A 24,356-nucleotide genomic window follows, 5' to 3' on the forward strand; every position below is an offset into this window, starting at 1 on the left:
CGCCGCGGGCCGTTCCGCACCATGCCGGCCATGATTCGCGATCAGTCAAAGAAACCGGGCAGGGCGAAGGCCGCCAGCGGTGCCGTGGCGAAGAGCGCCGCTGCAAAGGCCGGGACCAAGCCTGCGCCGCAGAGCGCCAAGGGCAAGACCGCCGCCAAGCTCGGCAAGGGCGTCATCGCGGTGGCGCCGCCGAGCTTCCGGCGGGAGCGTGCGCTGCTGAAGCAGGGGATCTGGCCGGTCGCGGGCTGCGACGAGGCGGGACGGGGGCCGCTGGCTGGTCCGGTGGTCGCTGCTGCCGTGATTCTCGATCCCGCGCGCATTCCGAAGGGGCTCGATGATTCCAAGCGGCTGAGCGCGGAGCAGCGCGAGGCGCTGTTCGACAAGATCTGCAAGACGTCTGCGTTTGCGGTGGCCGTCGCCTCGCCGGCCCGAATCGACCGCGACAACATCCTGCGTGCCTCGCTGTGGGCGCTGTCTCGCGCCGTGAGGGCGCTGCCCGAGGCGCCGAAGCACGTGTTCGTCGACGGTCGCGACCGCATCGACGTCGATTGCGCGTGCGAGGCGGTGATCGGCGGCGATGGTCTGGTGATGTCGATCGCGGCCGCCTCGATCGTCGCCAAGGTCACGCGCGACCGGCTGATGTGCGCACTGGCGCAGGACTGCCCTGGTTACGGATTCGAGCAGCACAAGGGCTATGCTGTGCCCGAACACCTCGCCGCATTGGACCGGCTCGGCCCCTCGGTACATCATCGCAGCCTGTTTGCGCCGGTCGTCGCCGCCCGGCGCAAGCATCAGCCCTGGACCGAGGTGCCGGAGCCCGACCTTTTCGCAGAGGTGACCGTGGTCACGTCCACCGAAATCTCGCTCGGGGCCTGATGCTGGTTGCCTCGATCGCGCCGCGGTCTTAAAGCTTGAGATAGCGAACCGGCACGAAGTGTCACTCCTCGCAGCGGGGGCGGTCTTGTGCGCCCCGATCATGCGGTATCGATTGCGGGCGTCGGACAGCGAGGCTGCTGCGGATGAGCGACGGTCCTGCCGGCCTCCTCGACGTCGTCAGCGATTCAGCCAAGCGATCCAGCCGTTCATGCGTTTCACGTCCCTGGTTGTCGAACTGATCCGCGCAAGGCCGCGGCTGGTCGTCGTCATCGTGGTGCTGTGCCAGGCCCTGATGTGGCTCGGCGTGGCCATGCTGTTCTATCGCAGCCCGCCCGGCCAGCTTGCCACCACCATTGCATTCGGACGCGAGTACCAGGTTGGCACCGATCTCGGCCCGCCGCTGTCGTTCTGGCTGTCGGACATCGCCTATCGCGTCGCCGGCGATCATCTGCTCGGCGTCTATGTGCTGGCCGTGCTGTGCTCGGCGCTCAGCCTGTGGGTGATGTATCTCCTGGCGGCGGCGATCGTCGGCGGCCAGCAGGCGGTGCTCGCCGTGCTGCTGACCATGACCATCACCGCGTTCGGTGCGCCCACGCTGGAATTCGGTCCGGAGGTGCTGGCGCGTCCGCTCTGGGCGCTGCTGCTGCTCCATAGCTGGCGGATTCTCGGCGAGGGCCGGCGCAACGCCTGGTTTGCCTGGTCGATCGAGGCTGGCCTGCTGCTGCTGACCACGCCGGCCGCCGCCGGCCTGCTGCTGCTGATCGCGGGCTTCGTGGTCTCGACCGCGCAGGGCCGCCGCGTGCTGCGCTCGTTCGATCCGCTGTTCGCGCTGCTTGTGGTGGTGGCGCTGGCACTGCCTTATCTCATTTTCGTGCTGCGTTCCGACAGCGTCGGCCTACCGGCGCTGCCCGTTCTCGCCGAGCTTTCGGTGCGCGCCTGGCATTGGCTCGCGCTGGCGGGGGGACTGCTGCTGGCGATCTCGGCCGTGCTGTTGCTGGTGCTGCTCGACGTCGGCTGGATCGATCGCGGCGAGACCGATGCGCCGATCATCTATCGCCGCTCGGTGCCGCCGCTCGCGCGCGACTTCGTCTATTGCTTCGCGATTGCACCAGCGCTGGCGGGCAGTCTGATCTCCGCTCTGTTCGGCCTCCCGACCGTGTACGGCGGCACTGCCGTGACCCTGACCATGGTCGGCCTTGCCCTGGTGGTCGCGTCGGGCGATCTGATCTATCTGCGGCGGCAGCGGCTGCTGCGCCTGGTCTGGGCGGTTGCGGTCGCCGCGCCCGCCATCCTCGCGGCGGGCAGCGCTGTGGTGCTGCCGTTGCTCGGCGACCGCGAGGTCGCGACGGCGATGCCGGCCCGCGACATCTCCCGTTTCTTCGTCGAGAGTTTCGAGCGCCGTACCAACCAGCGGCTGCAGGCGGTCGCCGGCGATCCGCAACTCGCCAGCCTGGTCGCGCTCGGCCGCCGCCGCGCGCATCTGTTCCTCGATGCCACCCCGCAGCGGACACCCTGGGTCACGCCGGCCAAATTCGCCGAGAGCGGCGGCGTCGTGGTGTGGCGCGCCTCCGACACGGTCGGCACCCCCCCGCCGGAGATCGCCCAGCGCTTTCCCGGGCTGGTGCCGGAGGTGCCGCGCAGCTTCGACTGGCTGATCAACGGCCGCCAGCCGGTGCTGCGCATCGGCTGGGCGATCGTGCGACCGAAAGGGCCGTAGCGCTTCGCCGCGCTCTCCGTCATTGCGAGGAGCGCAGCGACGAAGCAATCCAGAATCGTGGGCGGGACTCTGGATCGCTTCCGCCTACGCCCAAGAAGGCTTCGGCGGACAAGTCGCTTCGCTCGCAATGACGGGGGAGACTGGCGCTCAGACCGCCAGCACCGTCGCGATCGCGCGCAGGTCTTGCCAGGACAGCCGCTTGTAGGACGGCGAGCGCAACAGATAGGCCGGATGGAACGTCGCGATCGCGCGGATGGTGCGCTTGCCGGTGTCGTAGTCGCGCCATTTGCCGCGCGTGCGCATGATGCCCTCGGTGGTGCCGAGCAGCGCCTGGGTCGACGGGTTGCCGAGCGTCACCAGCACGTCCGGATCGACCAGCTCGATCTGGCGGCGGATGAACGGCAGGCAGATCTGCGTCTCCTGCGGCGTCGGCGTGCGGTTGCCGGGCGGGCGCCATGGAATGACGTTGGCGATGTAGACCTTGCTGCGGTCGAGCCCGATGGCGGCGATCATGCGGTCGAGCAGCTTGCCGGAGCGGCCGACGAACGGCAGGCCCTCGATGTCCTCGTCGCGGCCGGGCGCCTCGCCGACCAGCATGACGCGTGCCTGCGGATTGCCGTCGGCGAACACCAGCCGCGACGCCGTCTGCTTCAGCGCGCAGCCGTCGAAACTCTCCAGCAGCGCGCGCAGCGCCTCCAGGGTCGGCGCTGTCCGCGCCGCCTCGCGGGCCGAGGCGACGGCCGCTTCCGGCGGAGGCGGCGGTTCGCCGCGCGGCGGAATGATCGCCGGCGCCGCCAGCCGGCCGGCCTGCGGCGCCGCCGCCTGACGGGCGGCAGGAGCGGCAGCAGCCGCGGCCTCAGGCTCCACCAGCCTGTTGATCGGCTCGTCGGCGAGCGCGCAATCGACTCCCGCCTCCAGATAGAAGGCGAGCAATTGGCGGACGTCGGGGAGGGGCTCGGGGGTCATCATGATCGATCGTCGCCACAGTGTACGCCGCCTCGGCGCATGGCGGAATGCATTTCGGTGGTTGTCCTGCCTCGAAAAATCGGAAACAAGAGCTTGGAATAACCCAAAAAAGGGACGGAACGCCCTAGTGTTCCGGCGCCAGCCTTCGCTCCCCTCGGGACCTGCCCATCAGCGAACCGCCGGCGCCTCCAGGAACCCTAGTTAAGTCATTGTTGCTGTTGTAGCTCCGGGTTTGACCTTTGCACGCGCCAGGGGGATGCAAAGGCCAGATCCACTGCACCGGCCGGGCCTGAGATTGAGAGACATGAGCACCGAAGAGTTACCTCCGCGCGAATCCATGGAGTTCGACGTCGTCATCGTCGGCGCCGGCCCGTCGGGCCTGACTGCCGCGATCCGGCTGAAGCAGCTCAATGCCGACCTCAACATCGTCGTGGTCGAGAAGGGCTCCGAGGTCGGCGCGCACATCCTGTCCGGTGCGGTGATCGATCCGGCTGCGCTCGACAAGCTCATTCCCGATTGGCGCTCGGACGATGATTGCCCGCTGAAGACCCAGGTCAAGGTCGACAAGTTCTTCTGGATGACCGAAAGCAGCGCGATCCCGCTGCCGGGCTTCGCGATGCCGCCCTTGATGGACAACCATCATTGCTACGTCGGCTCGCTCGGCAATGTCTGCCGCTGGCTGTCGCGCAAGGCCGAGGCGCTCGGCGTCGAGATCTATCCGGGCTTCGCGGCCACCGAGGTGCTGTATGACGAGCAGGGCGCGGTGCGCGGCATCGCCACCGGCGACATGGGCATCGGCAAGGACGGCAAGCCGAAAGCCTCGTTCACCCGCGGCATGGAGCTGCTCGGCAAGTACACGCTGTTCGCCGAGGGCGCGCGCGGCAGCCTGTCCAAGCAGCTGATCGCCAAGTTCGCGCTGGACGCCAAGAGCGAGCCGGCGAAATTCGGCATCGGTCTCAAGGAAGTCTGGCAGATCGATCCGGCCAAGCATCAGAAGGGCCTGATCCAGCATTCGTTCGGCTGGCCGCTCGACATGAAGACCGGCGGCGGCTCGTTCCTGTATCACTATGACGACAACCTCGTCGCGGTCGGCTTCGTCGTCCACCTGAACTACGACGATCCCTATCTGTCGCCGTTCGAGGAATTCCAGCGCTTCAAGACCCATCCCTCGATCCGCGGCGTGTTCGAGGGCGGCAAGCGGCTTGCCTACGGGGCGCGCGCGATCACCGAGGGCGGCTATCAGTCGGTGCCGCGGCTGTCGTTCGCCGGCGGCGCGCTGATCGGCTGCGCGGCGGGGTTCGTCAACGTGCCGCGCATCAAGGGCGTGCACAATGCGATGGGCAGCGCGATGCTCGCGGCCGAGCACGTCAATGCCGCGCTCGCATCCGGCCGCGCCAATGACGAGCTGGTGAGTTACGAGAACGCCTGGCGCGGCTCGCCGGTGGGCGAGGACCTGTTCAAGGTGCGCAACGTCAAGCCGCTGTGGTCGAAGTTCGGCACCGTGCTCGGCGTCGTCCTCGGCGGCTTCGACATGTGGTGCAACACCCTTGGCTTCTCGCTGTTCGGCACCCAGTCGCACGCCAAGCCCGATCGCGCCACGCTCGATCCCGCCAAGGCGCATCAGCCGAAGCCTGCGATGAAGCCGGACGGCAAGCTGACCTTCGACCGGCTGTCCTCGGTGTTCCTGTCGAACACCAATCACGAGGAAGACCAGCCGGTGCATCTGAAGGTCGCCGACATGGGCTTGCAGAAGAGCTCAGAGCACGACGTCTATGCCGGACCGTCCAACCGCTATTGCCCGGCGGGCGTGTACGAATGGGTCGAGGAGGGCACGAGCCCGCGCTTCGTGATCAACGCGCAGAACTGCGTCCACTGCAAAACCTGCGACGTCAAGGATCCCAACGGCAACATCACCTGGGTTCCTCCGGAAGGCGGCGGCGGGCCGAACTACGAGGCGATGTAGCCTCCGCATGCGCACGATTGCGTGAGTCGGCTGCCCCGGGGAGGGCAGCCGGCCACGATACGGCCATACTGGCGCGGTTTGACGCAGGTCACCTTCGCCAAAGGGGCTCCCGGCTGACCCGAATATCCTGCAAATCCTTGCGGTTGGCCGCCAAACGCGGCATTGTCGGCGCCTTGAAGAGCTGCCGATCGGGTTCGTGTCCGTACCGATCCGTCATTTCCAACAACCAGAGCGCACCGTGATGTTGTCAATTCGCAATCGCTGGACCGCAATTGCCGTTTCTGCCTTGCTGCTCCCCGGTGCCGTCCTGGCCCAGACGCCGGATCATCCTGCGGATAACGCCGCAAAATTTCCAACCAGCGTCGATCTGAAGTCGCTCACCACATCGGGCAGCTATCTGGCGGCCCGCCACGCCAGCGTCGAGCGCGACGCAGCCTCGGCGGCGGCGTTCTACCGCTCGGCGCTACGCAGCGACCCGAAGAACAACGAGCTGCTCGACCGCGCCTTCATCTCCTCGGTTGCCGATGGCGACATCGACGAGGCCGTGAAGCTCGCCGAGCGCGTGCTCACGATCGACAAGTCGAACCGCATCGCGCGGCTCGTGGTCGGCGTGCAGGACATCAAGCAGAAGAAATACGCGGCTGCCCAGACCAACATCAACCAGTCGGTGCGCGGGCCGATCACCGATCTCGTCGCCACCTTGCTGTCGGCGTGGGCCGCGGCGGGCGCGGGCGATTCGAAGACCGCCGTCGCCAATATCGACAAGCTGACCGGTCCCGAATGGTATCCGCTGTTCAAGGACCTTCATGCCGGCATGATCCTGGAGCTGGCCGGCAAGGAGAAGGACGCCGGCACCCGGTTCGAGCGCGCCTACAAGCTCGACGATTCGATGCTGCGCATCACCGAGGCCTATGCGCATTGGCTGTCGCGCAACAAGGATGCGGCGGCGGCGACCGCGATCTATGAAGCCTTCGACAAGAAGCTCGCGCGCCATCCGCTGGTGCAGGAGGGCCTGCGCGAGACCAAGGCCGGCAAGAAGCTGCCGCCGCTGGTCGACTCGCCGCAGGCCGGCGCCGCCGAGGCGCTGTACGGCATCGGCGCCACCTTGAGCCGCCGCGGCGGCGAGGATCTGGCGCTGGTCTATCTGCAGCTCGCGCTGCACCTGCAGCCGAATCATCCGCTGGCGCTGCTGTCGCTCGCCGATCTCTACGAGACGGTGAAGAAGCCGCAGATGGCGATCAAGGTCTATGAGCGCGTGCCGGCGAGCTCGCCGCTGAAGCGCAACGCCCAGATCCAGCTCGCCACCGATCTCGACAGCGCCGACCGCAGCGACGAGGCGATCAAGATCCTCAAGGACGTGATTGCCCAGGATCCGAAGGATCTCGAGGCGATCATGGCGCTCGGCAACATCGAGCGCGGCCGCAAGAAGTTCGCCGATTGCGCCAAGACCTATTCGCTCGGCGTCGATTCGCTGCCCGCCAACAACGACAAGGCCAACAGCGTCTATTACTACTATCGCGGCATCTGCCTGGAGCGCTCCAAGCAGTGGCCGAAGGCCGAGGCCGACATGCGCAAGGCGCTCGAGCTGCAGCCCGACCAGCCGCACGTGCTGAACTATCTCGGCTATTCCTGGATCGACCAGGGCATCAATCTCGACGAAGGCATGAAGATGATCAAGCGCGCCGTCGAGCAGCGGCCCGACGACGGCTACATCGTCGACTCGCTCGGCTGGGCCTATTACCGCATCGGCAATTACGAGGAGGCGGTCAAGAACCTCGAGCGCGCGATCGACCTCAAGCCCGAGGATCCGACCATCAACGACCATCTCGGCGACGCCTATTGGCGCGTCGGCCGCAAGCTGGAAGCCAAGTTCCAGTGGGCCCATGCCCGCGACCTGAAGCCGGAGGCCGAGGAGCTGCCGAAGATCGAGGCCAAGATCCAGAATGGCCTGCCCGATGATCCGGCGCCCGCTGCGGCCAGCAACGACACCAAGGACACGCCGTCCGACGCCAAGAAGGACGATGGCAAGGGCGGCTAGTTCGTCCTGATCGCGATATGAGAGCCATCACGGGCTCCTCGGCTTGCCGGGGAGCCCGGATGATTTTGATGAAGGGGTGGCGGTTGTCGGCCACGTCCGTTTCGGCCTGGGCCGCAGCGCGTTGGCAACCGACCTCCACCACCGAACATGCTGGGGGCATTGCGCCGATGTTGGCGTCCACGGTCACCGGCGCGCTGCAGGAGCAGGGGCGCGCCAAGGTCAATCTGACCCTGCGGGTCGTCGGCCGCAGGGTCGACGGCTATCATGATCTCGAAAGCGTCGTTGCTTTTGCCGACTGCGCGGACCAGCTGACGCTGGTGCCGGGCCCGGAGCTGACGCTGACGACGACCGGTCCTCTGGCGGACGCCTGCGGCGAGACCACGGACAATCTGGTGCTGAAGGCGGCGCGGCTGCTGGCGGAGGCCGTTCCCGGCCTGAAGCTCGGCGCCTTCACCCTCGAGAAGGTGCTGCCGGTCGCGGCGGGCATTGGGGGCGGCTCCGCCGATGCGGCGGCGGCGCTGCGGTTGCTGGCGAAACTGAATGGCCTGTCCCTGGACGACCCGCGCCTCGCGGCGGTGGCCTTGAAGACCGGCGCCGACGTGCCGGTTTGCGTGCCCTCGCGCGCCTGCACCATGACGGGCGTCGGCGAGAACCTGCAGCCGCTCGCGCTTCCCGTCCTGCCCTGCGTGATGATCAATCCGCGCGTGCCGGTGGCGACCAAGGACGTGTTCCAGGCGCTTGGTCTCAAGCCGGGCGATCTGCTGATCGGGGTGACGGATGTTCTCACCGCGCCGTCCTGGCCGAAGGCCGGAGCCTCGGTCGGCGGCTGGGTCGATGCACTCGATCAGGTGCGCAACGACCTCGAGCCGCCGGCGCTGAAGGTGCAGCCGATCATCGGCACCGTGCTCGAGGCGCTGCGCACGAGCGCGGGCGTGCTGCTGGCGCGGATGTCGGGCTCCGGCGCGACGTGCTTTGCGATCTATGGCAGCAAGGCCGACGCGAAGGCCGCCGGCGCCGCGATCGCCGCCGCGCATCCCGAATGGTGGGTGCATGCGGGGACGCTGAGCTAACTCATCAGCATCTGCGAAACGACTGCCCAATACAGCGCCCTCGCGCCCAAGGCGAAGCTTCGCTTCGCCTTGGGGGCGAGGGCGCATTCACGAGCACCGCAGTCGCAGCGGCAGTCGCTAGAAGCAACTAATGCGACCTGGCCAGACAGAACGCCACCACCTGCTCCAGCGCGGTCTTCATCGGTGAGGCCGGGAACAGCGCCAGCGCATCGACGGCCATCGCGCCATAGTGATGCGCGCGGCTGATCGTGTCCTCCAGGGCGCGGTGCTTGTTCATCAGCCCGATCGCATGGTCGAGATCGTGATCGCTGATCTCGCCGCGCTCCAGCGCCTTGATCCAGAAGGCACGCTCGCTGTCGCTACCGCGGCGGAACGCGAGCACCACCGGCAGCGTGATCTTGCCCTCGCGAAAATCGTCGCCGACATTCTTTCCGAGCTTGGCGGCCTTGCCGCCATAGTCGAGCACGTCGTCGACGAGCTGGAAGGCGATGCCGAGATTCATGCCGAAGGACCGCGAGGCGGTCTGCTCGGCCTTGGGCCGATCGGCGAGCACCGGCCCGACCTCGCAGGCGGCGGCGAACAGCTCGGCGGTCTTGCCGCGGATCACGGCGAGATATTCGTCCTCGGTGGTGGCGGTGTTCTTGGCGGCGGCGAGCTGCATCACCTCGCCCTCGGCGATGGTGGCGGCAGCGGCGGAGAGAATGTCGAGCGCGCGCAGCGAGCCGACCTCGACCATCATGCGGAACGCCTGGCCGAGCAGGAAGTCGCCGACCAGCACGCTGGCCTCGTTGCCCCACAGCATGCGCGCGGACAATTTGCCGCGGCGCATTTCGCTCTCGTCAACCACGTCGTCATGCAGCAGCGTCGCCGTGTGCATGAACTCGACGGCCGCGGCGAGCTTGACGTGACCGTCGCCGGTGTAGTCGGTGAGATGAGCCATCGCCAGCGTCAGCATCGGCCGCAGCCGCTTGCCGCCGGAGGAGATCAGGTGGTTTGCGACCTCCGGGATCATCGTGACGTCCGACCCGGTGCGCGACAAAATCGTAGCGTTGACCCGTTCCATGTCGGCTGCGACCAGCGCGACCAGCCCATCGATGGAGGCTCCCGATGGACTCTCGAAAGGTACGATAACCGCCACTCTGGTCTCCGATTTTGCTATGCTCGAAACGACAATAGAAACTGCGGCCGCAGGCGGCAAGGGCAGACACGGAACCTTGACCCAGGCCTTGTTGACCCAAGCCTTCTTCTTGACCCAAGCCCTTCTTGACCCAGGCCCGCATGGAGACATAACGATTGAAGGAATTGGTTCGGACCAATGATATCGTGCTGGTTTCGGCGATAGGGGCGCTGCTCGACGGCGCCGACATCCATCACCTCGTGCTCGATCAGAACATGAGCATCATCGAGGGCTCGCTCGGCATCCTGCCGCGGCGGATCCTCGTGCATGAGGACGACATTCTCCAGGCCCGGCGGCTTCTCACCGACGCCGGTCTGGCGCATGAACTGCGCCCTGATGAGTGACGCTGTCGACATTTCGGAGGACGCCGTGCTCGGCGGCCAATTGCGCCTGCGGCAGCCCACGACGGGCCATCGCGCCGGCCACGACGCAATCCTGCTGGCGGCGGCGACGGCCGCGCGTTCGGGCGATCGCGTGGTCGATCTCGGTGCCGGCGTGGGGACGGCCGGGCTGGCCTTGGCCCGGCGCGTGGGCGGTCTCAGCTTGACGCTGGTCGAGCGCGAGCCGGATCTGGCGCGGCTCGCGCGCGACAACGCACGCGCCAATGCGTTGCCGGCGGAGGTCGTGGCGCTGGACGTCGCCGCGGACGCGGCTGCTTTCGCTGCCGCAGGGCTCGGGCCCGATAGTGTCGACGTCGTGCTGATGAATCCGCCGTTCCACGATGTTGCCCGTCACCGTGCCTCGCCCGACGCCGCGCGCGCGACCGCGCACATGGCAACGGCGACGACGTTGGAGATCTGGACGCATGCCGCGCGGCGGATGCTGAAATCCGGCGGCGTGCTGACCTTGATCTGGCGGGCCGATGGTTTGAGCGAGGTGGTCGCGGCGCTGGCGCGCGGCTTCGGCAGTCTTGCCGTTCAACCGGTGCATGGCCAGGCGGGCAAGCCGGCGATCCGTATCCTGGTCCGGGCCGTTAAGGGAGGGCGGGCGCCGACCCAGATTCTCGCCGGAGTGGTGCTGAATGAGGTGGCAGGCGTGCCGAATGACGAGGCCGTGCGCGTGCTGTCGGGGCAGGGGGCGCTGGCCTTGAGCACCCCCTGAACGGTTGATCGTGGTCGGGCGTTATTGCGTCTGAGCTTCCGACTGGCGTTCGGTTACCGTCGTGAAACGGATCGCAGTCAATAGAGTACCGATCAGCAGCATCAACAGGTAGACCTTCATGTATTCCTCCGCCGCACTCTGCACCTTGTGCTCGCCGTGCAATTGCCCAGGGCATTGCAAGGCTCGTTCCAGCCCTTTGGATGGCAGCGGCGCGATAAAAAATGGTAAATCCGAGGTAACTGAATGGTGGACAATTTGACACAACCCAGCGATGCAGCCGGGCTATTCGATCGGCTGAAGGCGCTGCTTCCGGCGCGGCTGCGCGGCGTACCGGTGGTGCCGGTCGTCCGCCTGTCCGGCGTGATCGGCGCGGTGACGCCGTTGCGGCCGGGGCTGACGCTCGCGGGCGTCGCCAAGGTGCTGGAGCGGGCGTTCTCGATGCGCAACGCCAAGGCCGTGGCGCTGGTGATCAATTCGCCGGGCGGCTCGCCGGTGCAGTCGCGCCAGATCTACTTGCGCATCCGCCAGCTCGCGGCGGAGAAGAAGCTGCCGGTGCTGGTGTTCGTCGAGGACGTCGCGGCGTCCGGCGGCTACATGATTGCGTGCGCCGGCGACGAGATCTTCTGCGATCCGTCCTCGATCCTCGGCTCGATCGGCGTGGTCGGCGGCTCGTTCGGGCTGCAGGACCTGATCAAGAAGATCGGCATCGAGCGCAGGCTCTATACCGCCGGCGAGCACAAGGCGATGCTCGATCCGTTCCTGCCGGAGAATCCCGACGACGTGGCGCGGCTGAAGAAGATCCAGCGCGAGATCCACGCGCTGTTCATCTCGCTGGTCAAGGAGAGCCGCACCACCCGGCTGAAGGGCGCCGACGATGTGCTGTTCACCGGCGAGTACTGGGCCGGCGACAGCGCCGTCACGCTGGGGCTGGCGGACGCCATCGGCGACCTCCGTGCGGTGCTGCGCGCCCGCTTCGGCGACAAGGTCGCTATGCCCGTGGTGGCGCCGGCCGGCGGCCTGCTGTCCGGGCTGCTCGGACGGCGGGCGGCAGGCGCCGGGAGCCTGGGGATCGGTTGGACCGGGCTAGCGGAGGAGCTGATCTCCGCGGTCGAAACCCGGGCGATCTGGGCTCGTTTCGGGTTCTAGAACCCGGGGGGCGCGCCATTTCGCCCCTCGCAATCCGATTGCGGGGGGAACCGGGATCGGCGACAATGGGAGTCGGGGTGGCTCTGTTCATGAACGAGGATCGACCAATGCCGCCGTTCGTTGCTTTCGCGGGTATGCTGGGCGGGCTAGCCGTGGTTCGCTGGGCCTACAAGGCCGCGCAGAAGATCAACCGCGAGCTCGAAGAGGCGCGGCTGTCACGCGTCGCCGAGGCCGCGCGGGCCGCCGAGATCAAGACTCTGCGCCGCGATCCCGTCACCGGCGCCTACCGGCCGGGCTGACACGCTCCGCCGACCTTCGAACGACGGGACGTCGCCGTCGTTTCGAGGGCCCTATTGCCTTGATTCCTGATGGCCCCGCCGATACGGTCCGCGCGCTTTTCCGACGCCTGCGAAAGACCGATACCGACGATGGACTCGCTGCCTCTGCACATGCGCCCCGAACGTTCGTTCCAGGGCTTCATCCTGGCCCTGCAACGGTTCTGGGCCGAGCAGGGCTGCGTGATCCTGCAGCCCTACGACATGGAGATGGGCGCCGGCACCTTCCACCCGGCGACGACCTTGCGCGCGCTCGGGCCGAAGCCGTGGAATGCCGCCTACGTGCAGCCGTCGCGGCGGCCGAAGGACGGCCGCTACGGCGAGAATCCGAACCGGATGCAGCACTACTACCAGTTTCAGGTGATCATGAAGCCGTCGCCACCGAACCTTCAGGAATTGTACCTGAAGTCGCTCGGCGCCATCGGCATCGACGCCGCCGTGCACGACATCCGCTTCGTCGAGGACGATTGGGAGAGCCCGACCCTCGGCGCCTGGGGGCTCGGCTGGGAGTGCTGGTGCGACGGCATGGAAGTGTCGCAGTTCACCTATTTCCAGCAGGTCGCGGGCTTCGAATGCGCGCCGGTCGCGGGCGAGCTCACTTATGGGCTCGAGCGCCTGGCGATGTACGTCCAGGGCGTCGACCGCGTCTATGACCTCAACTTCAACGGCCGCGACGGCGACGCCAAGGTCACCTATGGCGACGTCTTCCTGCAGGCCGAGCGCGAATATTCGCGGCACAATTTCGAGCATGCCGACACCGACATGCTGTTCGAGCAGTTCAAGATGGCCGAGGGCGCCTGCCGCAAATATCTCGACGCCGGTTGGCGTGACGGCAATCGCAAGGAGCACCAGATGGCGCTGCCGGCCTACGACCAGTGCATCAAGGCCAGCCACGTCTTCAACCTGCTCGACGCCCGCGGCGTCATCTCCGTCACCGAACGCCAGAGCTACATCCTGCGCGTCCGCGAGCTTGCCAAGGCCTGCGGCGAGGCTTGGCTGCATACGGAAGCGGGCGGGGCGGGCGCTGGATAGAACGAACGCGGCTGCGTCCGGGGCCTCATGGTTCGAGACGCGCCGCCGGCGGCGCTCCTCACCATGAGGGTCTTTCGGATCTCGCCGCAAAATCAGACCTCGTCCTGAGGAGCCCGCCTTCGCCGGGCGTCTCGAAGGACGGTGGGAGGCAAGCTGCTTTCCACGAGTTTAGCAATTCGCGATGGCCTGCCCCTCCAGGGGAAGGTGGTTCTTCGTGCAGAGAGACTTGAGACATGCCCGACCTTCTCCTCGAACTGTTCTCCGAAGAAATCCCCGCGCGCATGCAGGCCAAGGCGGCCGACGATCTGCGCCGCATGGTCACCGACAAGCTGGTCGCCGAAGGGCTCGTCTATGAAGGCGCCAAGGCGTTCGCGACGCCGCGGCGGCTGGCGCTGACCGTGCACGGCATTCCCGCGCGGCAGGCTGACTTGAAAGAGGAGCGCAAGGGTCCGCGCGTGGGCGGCGCTGACGCGGCGATCCAGGGATTTCTGAAAGCAACCGGCCTGTCCTCGATCGAGGAAGCCACGATCCAGCGCGATCCGAAGAAGGGCGATTTCTACGTCGCGCTGATCGAGAAGCCCGGCCGCGCCACGCTCGACGTGCTCGCCGAGATGCTGCCGGTGATCGTGCGCACATTCCCGTGGCCGAAATCGATGCGCTGGGGCAAGCGCTCGGAAAAGCCTGGTGCGCTGAACTGGGTGCGTCCGCTGCACGCGATCACCGCGACCTTCGGCCTGGAGACCGAGGAGCCCGACGTGATCAGCTTCGCCGTCGACGGCATCGAGGCGGGACAGACCACGTTCGGCCACCGCTTCATGGCGCCCGCGCCGATCTCGGTGCGCCGCTTCGAGGACTATGAGGCGAAGCTGCTCGACGCCAAGGTCGTGCTCGATCCTGACCGCCGCAAGGACACCATCGTCACCGACGCCAAGCAGCTCGCGTTTGCGCAAGGCTATGAGCTGGTCGAGGACCCCGTATTGCTCGATGAGGTCGCGGGCCTGGTCGAATGGCCGGTGGTGCTGATGGGATCGTTCGATCCGGAGTATCTGAAGGTCCCCGGCGAGGTGATCCGCGCCACCATCCGCAACAACCAGAAATGCTTCGTGGTCCGCGATCCCAAGACGGGAGGTCTTGCGCCGAAGTTCATCCTGACCGCCAACATCGAGGCCACCGACGGCGGCAAGACCATCATCGCCGGCAACGAGCGCGTCATCCGCGCCCGGCTGTCGGACGCGAAGTTCTTCTACGAGACGGACCTCAAGACGAAGCTCGAGGACCGGCTGCCGAAGTTTGAGCAGATCGTGTTCCATGAGAAGCTGGGGACGCAGGCCGCGCGTATCGCCCGCATCGAGAAACTGGCAGCCGAGATCGCGCCTACTGTCGGCGCCGATGCCGCGAAGACCGCGCGTGCGGCCAAGCTCGCCAAGGCCGACCTGCTGACCGAGGTCGTCGGTGAGTTTCCGGAAGTGCAGGGGCTGATGGGCAAGTACTACGCGCTGGCCCAGGGTGAAGATGCGTCGGTCGCTGCCGCTTGCGAAGAGCACTACAAGCCGCAGGGGCCGGGAGATCGTGTGCCGACCGACAAGGTCGCGGTGGCCGTGGCGCTCGCCGACAAGCTCGACACGCTGGTTGGCTTCTGGGCGATCGACGAGAAGCCGACAGGCTCAAAGGACCCCTATGCGCTGCGTCGCGCCGCATTGGGCGTGATTCGGATCATCCTTGAAAATGATTTGCGCTTAGATCTTGAGGAAATCGTATTGGCGAGTCGCGGGTTCGACATTGAGCAGGAAGCTCAAGCTGTCCATGATCGAATAGTCGCCAGCGTACTTGCGGATCACACTAAGGCTGCGGATCATCTGGCAGAGTTGGAAGCTGCTGGGGGGGGAACTGACGGCTATATCAACCTCAATGAGCTGCTGAGTCGGGCAGAGGCTGCCGGACGGATAGCGGACATTTCACACATTGATGCTGAGAAGATCGCAAACGCATACGCGGAGCGATTCTCGAAGATTGAGTTCACCGCTGCGAGAGGGCTAAGCCGCGACCTTCTCTCCTTCTTCGCCGATCGCCTGAAGGTGCAGCTGCGCGAGCAGGGCGCCCGCCACGATCTCGTCGACGCCGTGTTCGCGCTCGGCGGGCAGGATGACCTGCTGATGGTCGTCCGCCGCGTCGAGGCGCTCGGCAAGTTCCTTGACAGCGACGACGGCAAGAACCTGCTCGCTGGCACCAAGCGCGCCTCCAACATCCTCGCCATCGAGGAGAAGAAGGACAAGCGCAAGTTCGAGGGTGCGCCGGATGCCGCGCTCTACAAGCTCGACGAGGAGAAGGCGCTGGCCAAGGCGATCGGCGAGGTCGCTGCGGAAGCGGGCGCCGCCGTCGCCAAGGAGGACTTCGCCGCGGCGATGCGTGCCATGGCGAAGCTGCGTCCGGCGGTCGATGCGTTCTTCGACAAGGTGAAGGTCAACGACGACGACGCAGCCATCCGCGAGAACCGACTCAGGCTGCTGAACGAGATCCGTAGCGCTACGCGCGCGGTCGCGGACTTCTCCAAGATCGAGGGCTGAGGATGGACCACCCGACGCTCGCCGCCTATGACCGTGAGGCGGCGGCGTTCGCGGCCGACTGGCATGCGCAGCCGGCGCCGGCCGATCTCCACGCCATCATCAGGCGCTGCTTCGTGTCCGGTGGCCGCACCGCGGACATCGGCTGCGGCAGCGGCCGCGAGGTCGGCTGGCTGAATGCCAACGGGTATCCTGCGGAAGGTTTCGACGCGTCGGAGGGACTGCTGGCTGAAGCCCGCACGCGCTATCCGAACGCGTCGTTCACGCATGCCGAACTGCCTGCCCTCGCCAGCATCGCGGATGCAAGCTTCGACAATTTGCTGTGCGAGACCGTGCTGATGCATCTCGATCGCAGCGACGTGGTGCCGTCGGTGCGGCGGATGCGCGCGATCACGAAGCCCGGTGGCGTCCTGTATTTGAGCTGGCGGGTGACGGAGCAGGCCGATCAGCGCGATGGGCACGGCCGGCTCTATGCGGTGGTCGACCTCGCAACCGTCCGCGCGGTCTTTGCAGGAGATACGACGCTGCTCGACGAGCAGGTCGTCAGTAAGTCCTCAGGCAAGATCATTCACCGCATGGTGGTGAAGAAGGCCGGTTGAGTGAAGGGGCGTCGCGCTGCATCCTCTGGCTCGTCATTGCGAGGCGCTCTTGCGCCGAAGCAATCCAGGGGCTCCGACGGCAGACTGTCTGTGTGGCCCCTGGATCGCGTCGCTGCGCTCGCGATGACGACCAGAAGCGGTATCCCACAAAAGTAAGCCCCGCCCGGCGGGGGGAACCGGGCAGGGCCTTTACATCTGGCCGCTTGCGGGGGCGTTGGCGACCAAATGCAGCTCTATAACTACTCAACCACCTCAATGATCCGCCGGGATCGCGGCTCGACGAGAACAGTTTCGCCGTTCACCACGGTGTATCGGTAAGGTGTCGCGCCGAAGCGCTGCGGAACGTCGTAATATGTAACACCGGACTCCGGCAGCACGGCGCCAACAACTACGCGATCGGGGATCACATAGTTGGGAACGCGCTCGCGGACGACATATTCGCGAAACTCCGGCCGGCGCTCGACCGTGATCACTGGAGCGTCCTCCTCGACCACGACGCTGCGGCCGACGCCCGTCGTGTAGGATTGCGCCTGTGCGGTCGCCGGAATCACGACTGCGGCCACGAGGGCAGCAAGGGTGAGATGGGTTCGCATGGACGGGACTCCTGAGCTGTTGATCGCTGAGAGAGACCGGCGCGTGCCGGCACCTGCTTCCCAATGCCCGCAACAGATCATCGTTCCGCGCGGCGGACGGTGGAACCGGCGGCATTTTTGCGGCAGATCCGGTGGTGGGGGAACCGGAACTCGTGCCGTGCGTCTCCTATTCCGCCACGATGGGCCAGGATAAAGTCCGGCCAAATCGAATCGCCCCAGCCTCGTCCTTCAATCATTCAGAGCTCGTCGATGACCCTGACCGTTGCCCATATCTCGCCGATCATGTCCGTGATCGCCGGCGTCCTGATCCTGATCATGCCGCGCCTGCTGAACCTGATCGTTGCGATCTTCCTCATCCTGAACGGTCTGATCGGCATGGGCCTGCTGAAGTGGCTGCACTTCTAGTCCCAAGGTCGGGAACCCCCGAGCTTGCGCCGTAGCGCTCAAAGTGGTGTAAGGCGCGCGATTTCTCCTCCCATTTGCGGATCGAAGCACCTCATGGCCAAAGCGGTAGCGAAGTCTAAGAAAGTTACAGCGAAATCAAAGCCTTCCAAGCCGGGTAAGGCCAAGACCGCAGCACTCGCTCCGCCGCGCAAGGCGCTCAAGACGGCGTCGAAGCCCGTTGCCAAGGCTCCGGCCAAGGTCGCGCCCAGGTCTGCACCGAAGGCGCCAGTGAAAACCGCTCCGAAGAAGCCGGCCAAAACGGCTGCCAGGCCGGTCGCCAAGGCTGCGAAGGCGTCGGCGGCAAAGGCCCCGGCCAAGAGCGCGGCCACCGCGATCAAGCCGAACAAGTGGGTCTACACCTTCGGTGACGGCAAGGCCGAAGGTAAGGCCGGTCTGCGCGATCTGCTCGGCGGCAAGGGCGCCAATCTGGCCGAGATGGCCAATCTCGGCCTGCCGGTGCCCCCGGGCTTCACCATCCCGACCTCGGTCTGCACCTACTTCTACGCCAACGACAAGACCTACCCGAAGGAGCTGCAGTCGCAGGTCGACAAGGCGCTCGACTACATCGGCAAATTGACCGGCAAGAAATTCGGCGATCCGGAGAACCCGCTGCTGGTCTCGGTGCGCTCCGGCGCCCGCGCCTCGATGCCGGGCATGATGGACACCGTGCTCAATCTCGGTCTCAACGACCAGACGGTGGAGGCGCTGGCGTCGCTGTCGGGCGATCGCCGCTTCGCCTTCGACAGCTATCGCCGTTTCATCACGATGTATTCGGATGTCGTGCTCGGCTTCGAGCACCATCATTTCGAGGACATCCTCGACAGCTTCAAGGACGCCCAGGGCTATCAGCTCGACACCGACCTCTCGTCCGAGGATTGGGAGATGCTGGTCGGCAAGTACAAGGAAGCCGTCGCCACCGAGACCGGCAAGGACTTCCCGCAGGACCCGCATGACCAGCTCTGGGGCGCCATCGGCGCGGTGTTCTCATCCTGGATGAACGCGCGCGCGGTGACCTATCGCAAGCTACACGACATCCCGGAATCCTGGGGCACCGCCGTCAACGTCCAGGCCATGGTGTTCGGCAACATGGGCGACACCTCGGCCACCGGCGTCGCCTTCACCCGCAATCCCTCGACCGGCGAGAGCAAGCTCTACGGCGAGTTCCTGATCAATGCGCAGGGCGAGGACGTCGTCGCCGGCATCCGCACCCCGCAGGACATCACCGAGGATGCCCGCGTCGAGTCCGGCTCCGACAAGGCGTCGATGGAAGTCGCGATGCCCGACGCGTTCAAGGAGCTGACCCGGATCTACACGCTGCTCGAGCAGCACTACCGTGACATGCAGGACATGGAGTTCACGGTCGAGCGCGGCAAGCTGTGGATGCTGCAGACCCGCAGCGGCAAGCGCACCGCCAAGGCGGCGCTGCGCATCGCCGTCGAGCTCGCCAATGAGGGCCTGATCTCGGAGAACGATGCCGTGCTCCGCGTCGACCCGGCCTCGCTCGATCAGCTCCTGCACCCGACCATCGATCCCGCCGCCAAGCGCGATGTGGTCGCGACCGGCCTGCCGGCCTCGCCGGGCGCGGCCTCGGGCGAGATCGTGTTCTCCTCGGACGAAGCCACCAAGCTGCAGGCCGACGGTCGCAAGGTGATCCTGGTCCGCATCGAGACCTCGCCGGAGGATATCCACGGCATGCATGCCGCCGAGGGCATCCTGACCACGCGCGGCGGCATGACCTCGCACGCCGCCGTCGTCGCGCGCGGCATGGGCAAGCCCTGCGTCTCCGGCTGCGGCACCATCCGCGTCGACTACGGCCGGGGCACGATGAGCATCGGCTCGCGCACCTTCAAGACCGGCGACGTCATCACCATTGACGGCTCCGTCGGCCAGGTGCTGGCCGGCCGCATGCCGATGATCGAGCCGGAGCTGTCCGGCGAGTTCGGCACCCTGATGGGCTGGGCGGACGCCGTGCGCGAGACCGGCGTGCGCGTCAATGCCGACACCCCGGAGGATGCGCGCACCGCCATCAAGTTCGGCGCCGAGGGCATCGGCCTGTGCCGCACCGAGCACATGTTCTTCGAGGAGACGCGCATCCGCACGGTGCGCGAGATGATCCTCTCCGAGGAAGAGCAGGAGCGCCGCGCCGCGCTCGCCAAGCTGCTGCCGATGCAGCGCGCCGACTTCGTCGAGCTGTTCGAGATCATGAAGGGGCTTCCCGTCACGATCCGTCTGCTCGATCCGCCGCTGCACGAGTTCCTGCCGCACACCCAGGCCGAGGTCGAGGAAGTCGCCCGCGCGATGAATACCGATCCGCGTCGCCTGGCCGACCGCGCCCGCGAGCTCTCCGAGTTCAACCCGATGCTCGGCTTCCGCGGCTGCCGTCTGGCGATCGCCTATCCGGAGATCGCGGAGATGCAAGCGCGCGCGATCTTCGAGGCGGCGGTCGAGGCCGAGAAGCGCACCGGCGAGGCCGTCGGCCTCGAAGTGATGGTGCCGCTGATCGCGACCAAGGCCGAGTTCGATCTGGTCAAGGCGCGCATCGACGCGATGGCGCAGGCGGTGGTCCGCGAGACCGGCGCCAAGCTGGAGTACCAGGTCGGCACCATGATCGAGCTGCCGCGCGCAGCCCTGATGGCCGGCCAGATCGCGGAAGCCGCCGAGTTCTTCTCGTTCGGCACCAACGATCTGACGCAGACCACCTACGGCATCAGCCGCGACGACGCCGGCAGCTTCCTCGGCGCCTACGTCGCCAAGGGCATCCTCGAGATCGATCCGTTCATCTCGATCGACCGCGAGGGTGTCGGCGAGCTGGTCAAGATCGGCGTCGAGCGCGGCCGCGCCACGCGGCCCACGCTCAAGGTCGGCATCTGCGGCGAGCATGGCGGCGATCCGGCCTCGGTGGCGTTCTGCCACAAGGTCGGCATGAACTACGTCTCGTGCTCGCCCTACCGCGTGCCGATCGCGCGCCTCGCCGCCGCGCAATCCGCGCTCGGCAAGGAGATCGCGAGCCAGGCCTGATCTTGCTGCGATCGATCTGATCTGATGAAGGCCGGCACATGTTGCCGGCCTTTTTCATTGGTGAGGTTCGTCACGATGGGGTGCGCACGTGACGCAAGGCGCACTCCTTCTCCGACTCTGCCGTCATTCCGGGGGCGCTCCGGAATGAGGAGTGGAGAGAGCAACGGCGCAGGTCCGATGGAACACTCCGCCGCCGTCAATCATGCGCAGATGATTTTCATTCACCGCGTTCGTTGATCGAATGTTCACCGTTCTCGTCGGCGCGCTGTTTACCACACATATCGATCGCAAAACGCTCTGCAACTTCCCCGCTTGCCTGTCTCACGATTGCAACGCGGATTAACTCCTCGGCAACCTAAACCCGATACGAAGAGAGAAGATCGAATTGCACGGAAGCACTGTTGTTCGGTCGATCCAGTAAGCGTTGCGTTGAGCGTACCGATGTTAGTTCTGCGTCCCGGTCCGAAGGGCGCGCGATATGCGTCCTTCGGACTCGGTCTCTGCGTCTTCGCTCTGATGCCGACAGAGACCGGGTATCAAGACATCGCTTCTCTGCTCGCCCGCCAGCCGGGCGTCGCCGAGCGTTGGCAGAAGCGCGTGTTCTCGGCTGCGGCCTCCATTCAGCTCGCTACCTACAGTTTCGGCCGTCCGATCGGAACCTCGGCGCCGCAGGCGGGGAGCATCCGCCTCGCGAGCCTCGATGGCCGCGGCCTCGACATCACCGGGTCGACGCCGCGCAATCCGGTGCTGCAGGTTCCGCCGCGCTACCAAGCCTCCGACTTTCCCAAGGTCGATCGCACGCTGAAGGGCGATCGTCTCGTCGTGCGCCCGCCGACGGTGCCGGCGCAGCCGACCGAATCGGCCGCGCCCGTCGAGCCCGCGCCGTCCGAGCCCGCGCCAACGCCATCGACACAGCCCGATTCGAACTCCTCCGTGTTCGGCGCCAAGACGACGGAAGCGCCGGCGCAGGCGCCGCTCCCGCAGCGCGCTGCACTCGATCCCGAATTGCAGGAGGCGCTGAGCGCGCCGCCGCTCGCGCAATACGACGCGACGAAGTCCGAGATCCAGCCCTCGGGCGAGCTGAAGCCTGCAACCGATCAGATCCTGGTGGACGGCGCCGTCAGCTATGACGGCCTCAACGTCAAGACGTCCAATCTCTATTTCGGCACGTCGTCGCTGGGCGGTGCTGCCGGCACCATGGAGACATGGCTGCCGGGCGAGGCGCCGCTGATCGTGATGCCGGATCCGGACCTCAAGCCGATGGCGGTGCTGTCACAGCCGGCCGACGATGCTGCCAAGGCCGGTGATGGCGGCGAGAGCATCGCGCCGAAAGGCGAGGTCAACGCCGACAATCAGCGCGACAGGACTCCGGCTGAACGCCTGGGGCTCACCGACGAGAAGGCGCGCTTCAAGTCCGAGAAGTGCCTCGCTGAAGCGGTCTATTTCGAATCCCGCGGCGAGGCGGTGCGCGGCCAGATGGCCGTGGCGCAGGTCGTGCTGAACCGGGCGTTCTCCGGCTACTATCCCACCACGGTGTGCGGCGTCGTCTACCAGAACAAATACCGCCACTTCGCCTGCCAGTTCACCTTCGCCTGCGACAACAATCCGGAGGTCATTCGCGAGCCCGAGATGTGGGACCGCGCCAGGAAGATCGCGAAGGCCATGCTCGACGGCCAGATCTGGCTGCCGGAGGTTGGCAAGTCGACCCACTATCATGCCTATTGGGTGCGGCCATCCTGGGTCGCCGAGATGAAGCGGATGTACAAGTTCGGCGTCCACACCTTCTACCGGCCGAAGAAGTGGGGCGACGGCAGCGACGCGCCGAGCTGGGGCACGCCACAGCAGACGGCGGCCATTTCGGCCGAGCTCACCGAGGCCGCCAAGAGCGAGGCCGAGATCAATCCGAACTGGACGCGGCGCTAGGCGCTGAGCGAGCGTGGCAGGCGCACCGTCGGCCGCGCGCTGAGCTCGTCGGCGATTTCGCGCGCCGCCGTGAGCGTCGTCATCGTCCGCTGCGCAAAGCCCGGATTCTCGGCCGGGCAATCGGCGCGGCAATGCGCGCCGCGGCTCTCGCGCCGGCTCCAGGCCGCGGTGGCGATCAGCAGCGCGGCGCTCGCCATGTTGCGCAGCCTCGGGCTGCCGGCGTCGCGCTCCATCCTGGCAATCGCGGCGATGGCCTCGGCCAGCCGCTCCTCGTCGCGGATGACGCCGAGCTGGCTCGTCATCATCTCGCGCAGCGACACCTCCGCAGCGCCCGCACAGGATCCGGCCGGATCGGCGAACGCAACGTGCTGCAGGGTGGAGGAGGCGGTGAACGTCCGGCCGGAGATGTCGTCGGCAATCCGCCGGGCGAACACCAGCGCGCCGAGCAGCGCGTTGCCGGCGATGTGATTGGCGCCATCCGTTGCCGTCGCGGCGACTTCACCTGCCGCCCAGAGCCCCTCGATCGTGCTGCGGCCCCGCGCGTCGACCGCGATCCCGCCCATGTGGAAATGCGCCGCCGGCGCCACTGGAATCGGCTGGCGGGTCGGATCGAGCCCCGCGGCGGCGCAGGCCCGGTGCAGCATCGGATAGCGCTCGGCGACGTCGTCATCGAGCACGTCGCGCGCATCGAGAAAGGCGCCGCGTCCGGCGATGATCTCGGCCATGACGCCGCGGGCCACCGTGTCGCGCGGGGCAAGATCGACCAGCGGATGGCGCGGCAGCATGAAGCGCTGGCCGCGCCGGTTGACCAGGATCGCGCCGGCGCCGCGCAGACTCTCGCTCACAACCGGCGCCGGATCGCGACCGGTCATCATCGCGGTCGGATGAAACTGCACGAACTCCGGATCGGCAATCACCGCACCGGCGCGCGCGGCGATGGCGAGACCGATGCCGGTGGCGTGCGGCGGATTCGTGGTCGCCGCGAACAGCCGGCCGATGCCGCCGGTGGCCAGCACGATTGCCGGCGCTGCGATCAGCATCGGCGCGGCCGCGTCGTCATCGGTCGGCCGGAGTTGCAGGCCACGCACCGCGCCGTCTTCCGTCAGCAACGCGTCGGCGACATGGCCCTCGATGATGCGGATCGAGGGCGTCGCGCGCACGGCTTGCGACAGCGCGGTGATGATCGCCTGTCCGGTGAAGTCCCCGCGAACGCTGAGAATCCGTCGCGCGGCGTGCGCAGCCGCACGAGACGTCGCCAGCCTGCCGCCGTGATCACGATCGAATGTCACGCCGAGGCGGACCAGGTCCTCGATCGCGGCCGAAGCATCGCGCGCGAGCGCCAGCGCAGCCGTCGCGTCGACCAGGCCCCCACCCGCAGCGATCATGTCGGCGGCGTGGGTATCGGGGCTGTCGCCGGATGACACCGCTGCCGCGATGTCGGCCTGCATCGTCGTGCCGAACGAGGCCTCGCCCAATGAGGTGGCGGAGATCAGCGTGACCGGCTGCGGGGCGAGCTTCAGCGCGCAGAACAGTCCGGCAACTCCGGCGCCGACGATCACGACGTGGCCGGATGTCTCGATCTGATCGTGGTCCATGTGCTGTCCAAATTCCACATTCCGTGCCCATGTGTACCGCGGTACCTGTTAGTTCTTCTTCAGAGACTTCCTTCGCTGTTTATTGGTGTTTGGCGACAAATAGCGGCCGTTCTGAAGGTCGCTCCCGCGCAGGATGAATCGTCGTTCGCGACTCGCGCATCAGGACGTTTCGCCCCCGGGACAAAGACGCATGAGCGGGTTC

19 protein-coding genes are annotated in these 24,356 nt (G+C 66.6%); 15 read left to right on the forward strand and 4 right to left on the reverse strand.

What is annotated here, in order from left to right; translation table 11 throughout:
* Positions 1-21 precede the first annotated feature (21 nt).
* Both QX010_RS05785 and QX010_RS05790 read left to right on the forward strand, forming a co-directional pair.
* Positions 22-876, forward strand: a complete 855-nt coding sequence (locus QX010_RS05785) for a ribonuclease HII (RefSeq protein ID WP_315802825.1) — start codon at positions 22-24, stop codon at positions 874-876.
* Between the two features lie 208 nt (positions 877-1,084).
* The gene (locus QX010_RS05790) at positions 1,085-2,593 is read left to right on the forward strand and encodes a glycosyltransferase family 39 protein (RefSeq protein ID WP_316178195.1); all 1,509 of its coding nucleotides are present in this window, start codon (positions 1,085-1,087) and stop codon (positions 2,591-2,593) included.
* 147 nt (positions 2,594-2,740) lie between these two features.
* Here QX010_RS05790 and QX010_RS05795 read toward each other — a convergent pair whose 3' ends face one another.
* The gene (locus tag QX010_RS05795; RefSeq protein ID WP_316178197.1) at positions 2,741-3,559 is read right to left on the reverse strand and encodes a uracil-DNA glycosylase; all 819 of its coding nucleotides are present in this window, start codon (positions 3,557-3,559) and stop codon (positions 2,741-2,743) included.
* 304 nt (positions 3,560-3,863) lie between these two features.
* Between QX010_RS05795 and QX010_RS05800 the strand changes: the two genes are divergently transcribed.
* The 3 genes from QX010_RS05800 (at position 3,864) to QX010_RS05810 (ending at position 8,630) form a co-directional block, all read left to right on the forward strand.
* A complete protein-coding gene (locus tag QX010_RS05800; RefSeq protein WP_316178199.1) occupies positions 3,864-5,522 on the forward strand; it encodes an electron transfer flavoprotein-ubiquinone oxidoreductase in 1,659 nt (552 codons plus the stop codon).
* Between the two features lie 241 nt (positions 5,523-5,763).
* Positions 5,764-7,560, forward strand: a complete 1,797-nt coding sequence (locus QX010_RS05805) for a tetratricopeptide repeat protein (protein ID WP_315802828.1) — start codon at positions 5,764-5,766, stop codon at positions 7,558-7,560.
* A gap of 167 nt (positions 7,561-7,727) precedes the next feature.
* The gene (locus tag QX010_RS05810; RefSeq protein ID WP_315802829.1) at positions 7,728-8,630 is read left to right on the forward strand and encodes a 4-(cytidine 5'-diphospho)-2-C-methyl-D-erythritol kinase; all 903 of its coding nucleotides are present in this window, start codon (positions 7,728-7,730) and stop codon (positions 8,628-8,630) included.
* 127 nt (positions 8,631-8,757) lie between these two features.
* Here QX010_RS05810 and QX010_RS05815 read toward each other — a convergent pair whose 3' ends face one another.
* A complete protein-coding gene (locus tag QX010_RS05815; protein ID WP_315717243.1) occupies positions 8,758-9,768 on the reverse strand; it encodes a polyprenyl synthetase family protein in 1,011 nt (336 codons plus the stop codon).
* Positions 9,769-9,923: 155 nt separating this feature from the next.
* On the opposite strand from QX010_RS05815, the gene QX010_RS05820 reads away from it, so the two are divergent.
* The 7 genes from QX010_RS05820 (at position 9,924) to QX010_RS05850 (ending at position 16,581) form a co-directional block, all read left to right on the forward strand.
* The gene (locus tag QX010_RS05820; RefSeq protein WP_315802830.1) at positions 9,924-10,151 is read left to right on the forward strand and encodes a DUF2007 domain-containing protein; all 228 of its coding nucleotides are present in this window, start codon (positions 9,924-9,926) and stop codon (positions 10,149-10,151) included.
* Positions 10,144-10,908, forward strand: coding sequence for a tRNA1(Val) (adenine(37)-N6)-methyltransferase (locus tag QX010_RS05825; protein ID WP_315802831.1), 765 nt, complete (start codon positions 10,144-10,146; stop codon positions 10,906-10,908). The genes QX010_RS05820 and QX010_RS05825 overlap by 8 nt, the downstream gene beginning before the upstream one ends.
* 243 nt (positions 10,909-11,151) lie before the next feature.
* Positions 11,152-12,054 (forward strand): S49 family peptidase, encoded by a 903-nt coding sequence (locus QX010_RS05830; protein ID WP_315802832.1) that lies wholly within the window; start codon positions 11,152-11,154, stop codon positions 12,052-12,054.
* 107 nt (positions 12,055-12,161) lie between these two features.
* Positions 12,162-12,353 (forward strand): hypothetical protein, encoded by a 192-nt coding sequence (locus QX010_RS05835; protein ID WP_315802833.1) that lies wholly within the window; start codon positions 12,162-12,164, stop codon positions 12,351-12,353.
* 129 nt (positions 12,354-12,482) lie between these two features.
* Positions 12,483-13,421 carry a glycine--tRNA ligase subunit alpha gene (locus tag QX010_RS05840; protein ID WP_316178202.1) on the forward strand — a complete coding sequence of 313 codons (939 nt, stop codon included), beginning with the start codon at positions 12,483-12,485 and terminating at the stop codon, positions 13,419-13,421.
* A 233-nt stretch (positions 13,422-13,654) separates the two neighbouring features.
* A complete protein-coding gene (gene glyS / locus QX010_RS05845; protein WP_316178204.1) occupies positions 13,655-15,985 on the forward strand; it encodes a glycine--tRNA ligase subunit beta in 2,331 nt (776 codons plus the stop codon).
* Between the two features lie 2 nt (positions 15,986-15,987).
* Positions 15,988-16,581 carry a class I SAM-dependent methyltransferase gene (locus QX010_RS05850; protein WP_316178207.1) on the forward strand — a complete coding sequence of 198 codons (594 nt, stop codon included), beginning with the start codon at positions 15,988-15,990 and terminating at the stop codon, positions 16,579-16,581.
* A 239-nt stretch (positions 16,582-16,820) separates the two neighbouring features.
* Here the strand turns inward: QX010_RS05850 and QX010_RS05855 are convergent, their stop codons facing one another.
* Positions 16,821-17,174 carry a DUF1236 domain-containing protein gene (locus QX010_RS05855; protein ID WP_316178209.1) on the reverse strand — a complete coding sequence of 118 codons (354 nt, stop codon included), beginning with the start codon at positions 17,172-17,174 and terminating at the stop codon, positions 16,821-16,823.
* 249 nt (positions 17,175-17,423) lie between these two features.
* Between QX010_RS05855 and QX010_RS05860 the strand changes: the two genes are divergently transcribed.
* The 3 genes from QX010_RS05860 to QX010_RS05870 all read left to right on the forward strand — a co-directional run bounded on the left by QX010_RS05860 (position 17,424) and on the right by QX010_RS05870 (position 22,559).
* Entirely contained in the window at positions 17,424-17,579 is a 156-nt protein-coding gene (locus tag QX010_RS05860; RefSeq protein WP_012042558.1) for a DUF3096 domain-containing protein, read from the forward strand.
* A gap of 93 nt (positions 17,580-17,672) precedes the next feature.
* Positions 17,673-20,636, forward strand: coding sequence for a pyruvate, phosphate dikinase (gene ppdK, locus QX010_RS05865; protein ID WP_316178211.1), 2,964 nt, complete (start codon positions 17,673-17,675; stop codon positions 20,634-20,636).
* A gap of 441 nt (positions 20,637-21,077) precedes the next feature.
* Complete coding sequence (locus QX010_RS05870) at positions 21,078-22,559, forward strand: cell wall hydrolase (protein ID WP_316178213.1); 1,482 nt, start codon at positions 21,078-21,080, stop codon at positions 22,557-22,559.
* Here the strand turns inward: QX010_RS05870 and QX010_RS05875 are convergent.
* Positions 22,556-24,154 (reverse strand): L-aspartate oxidase, encoded by a 1,599-nt coding sequence (locus tag QX010_RS05875; RefSeq protein WP_315802840.1) that lies wholly within the window; start codon positions 24,152-24,154, stop codon positions 22,556-22,558. The two genes, QX010_RS05870 and QX010_RS05875, sit on opposite strands and share 4 nt — an antisense overlap.
* Positions 24,155-24,356 lie beyond the last annotated feature (202 nt).

Origin of the sequence: Bradyrhizobium sp. SZCCHNRI1009 (assembly GCF_032487575.1) — a bacterium.
Lineage (GTDB): Bacteria > Pseudomonadota > Alphaproteobacteria > Rhizobiales > Xanthobacteraceae > Bradyrhizobium.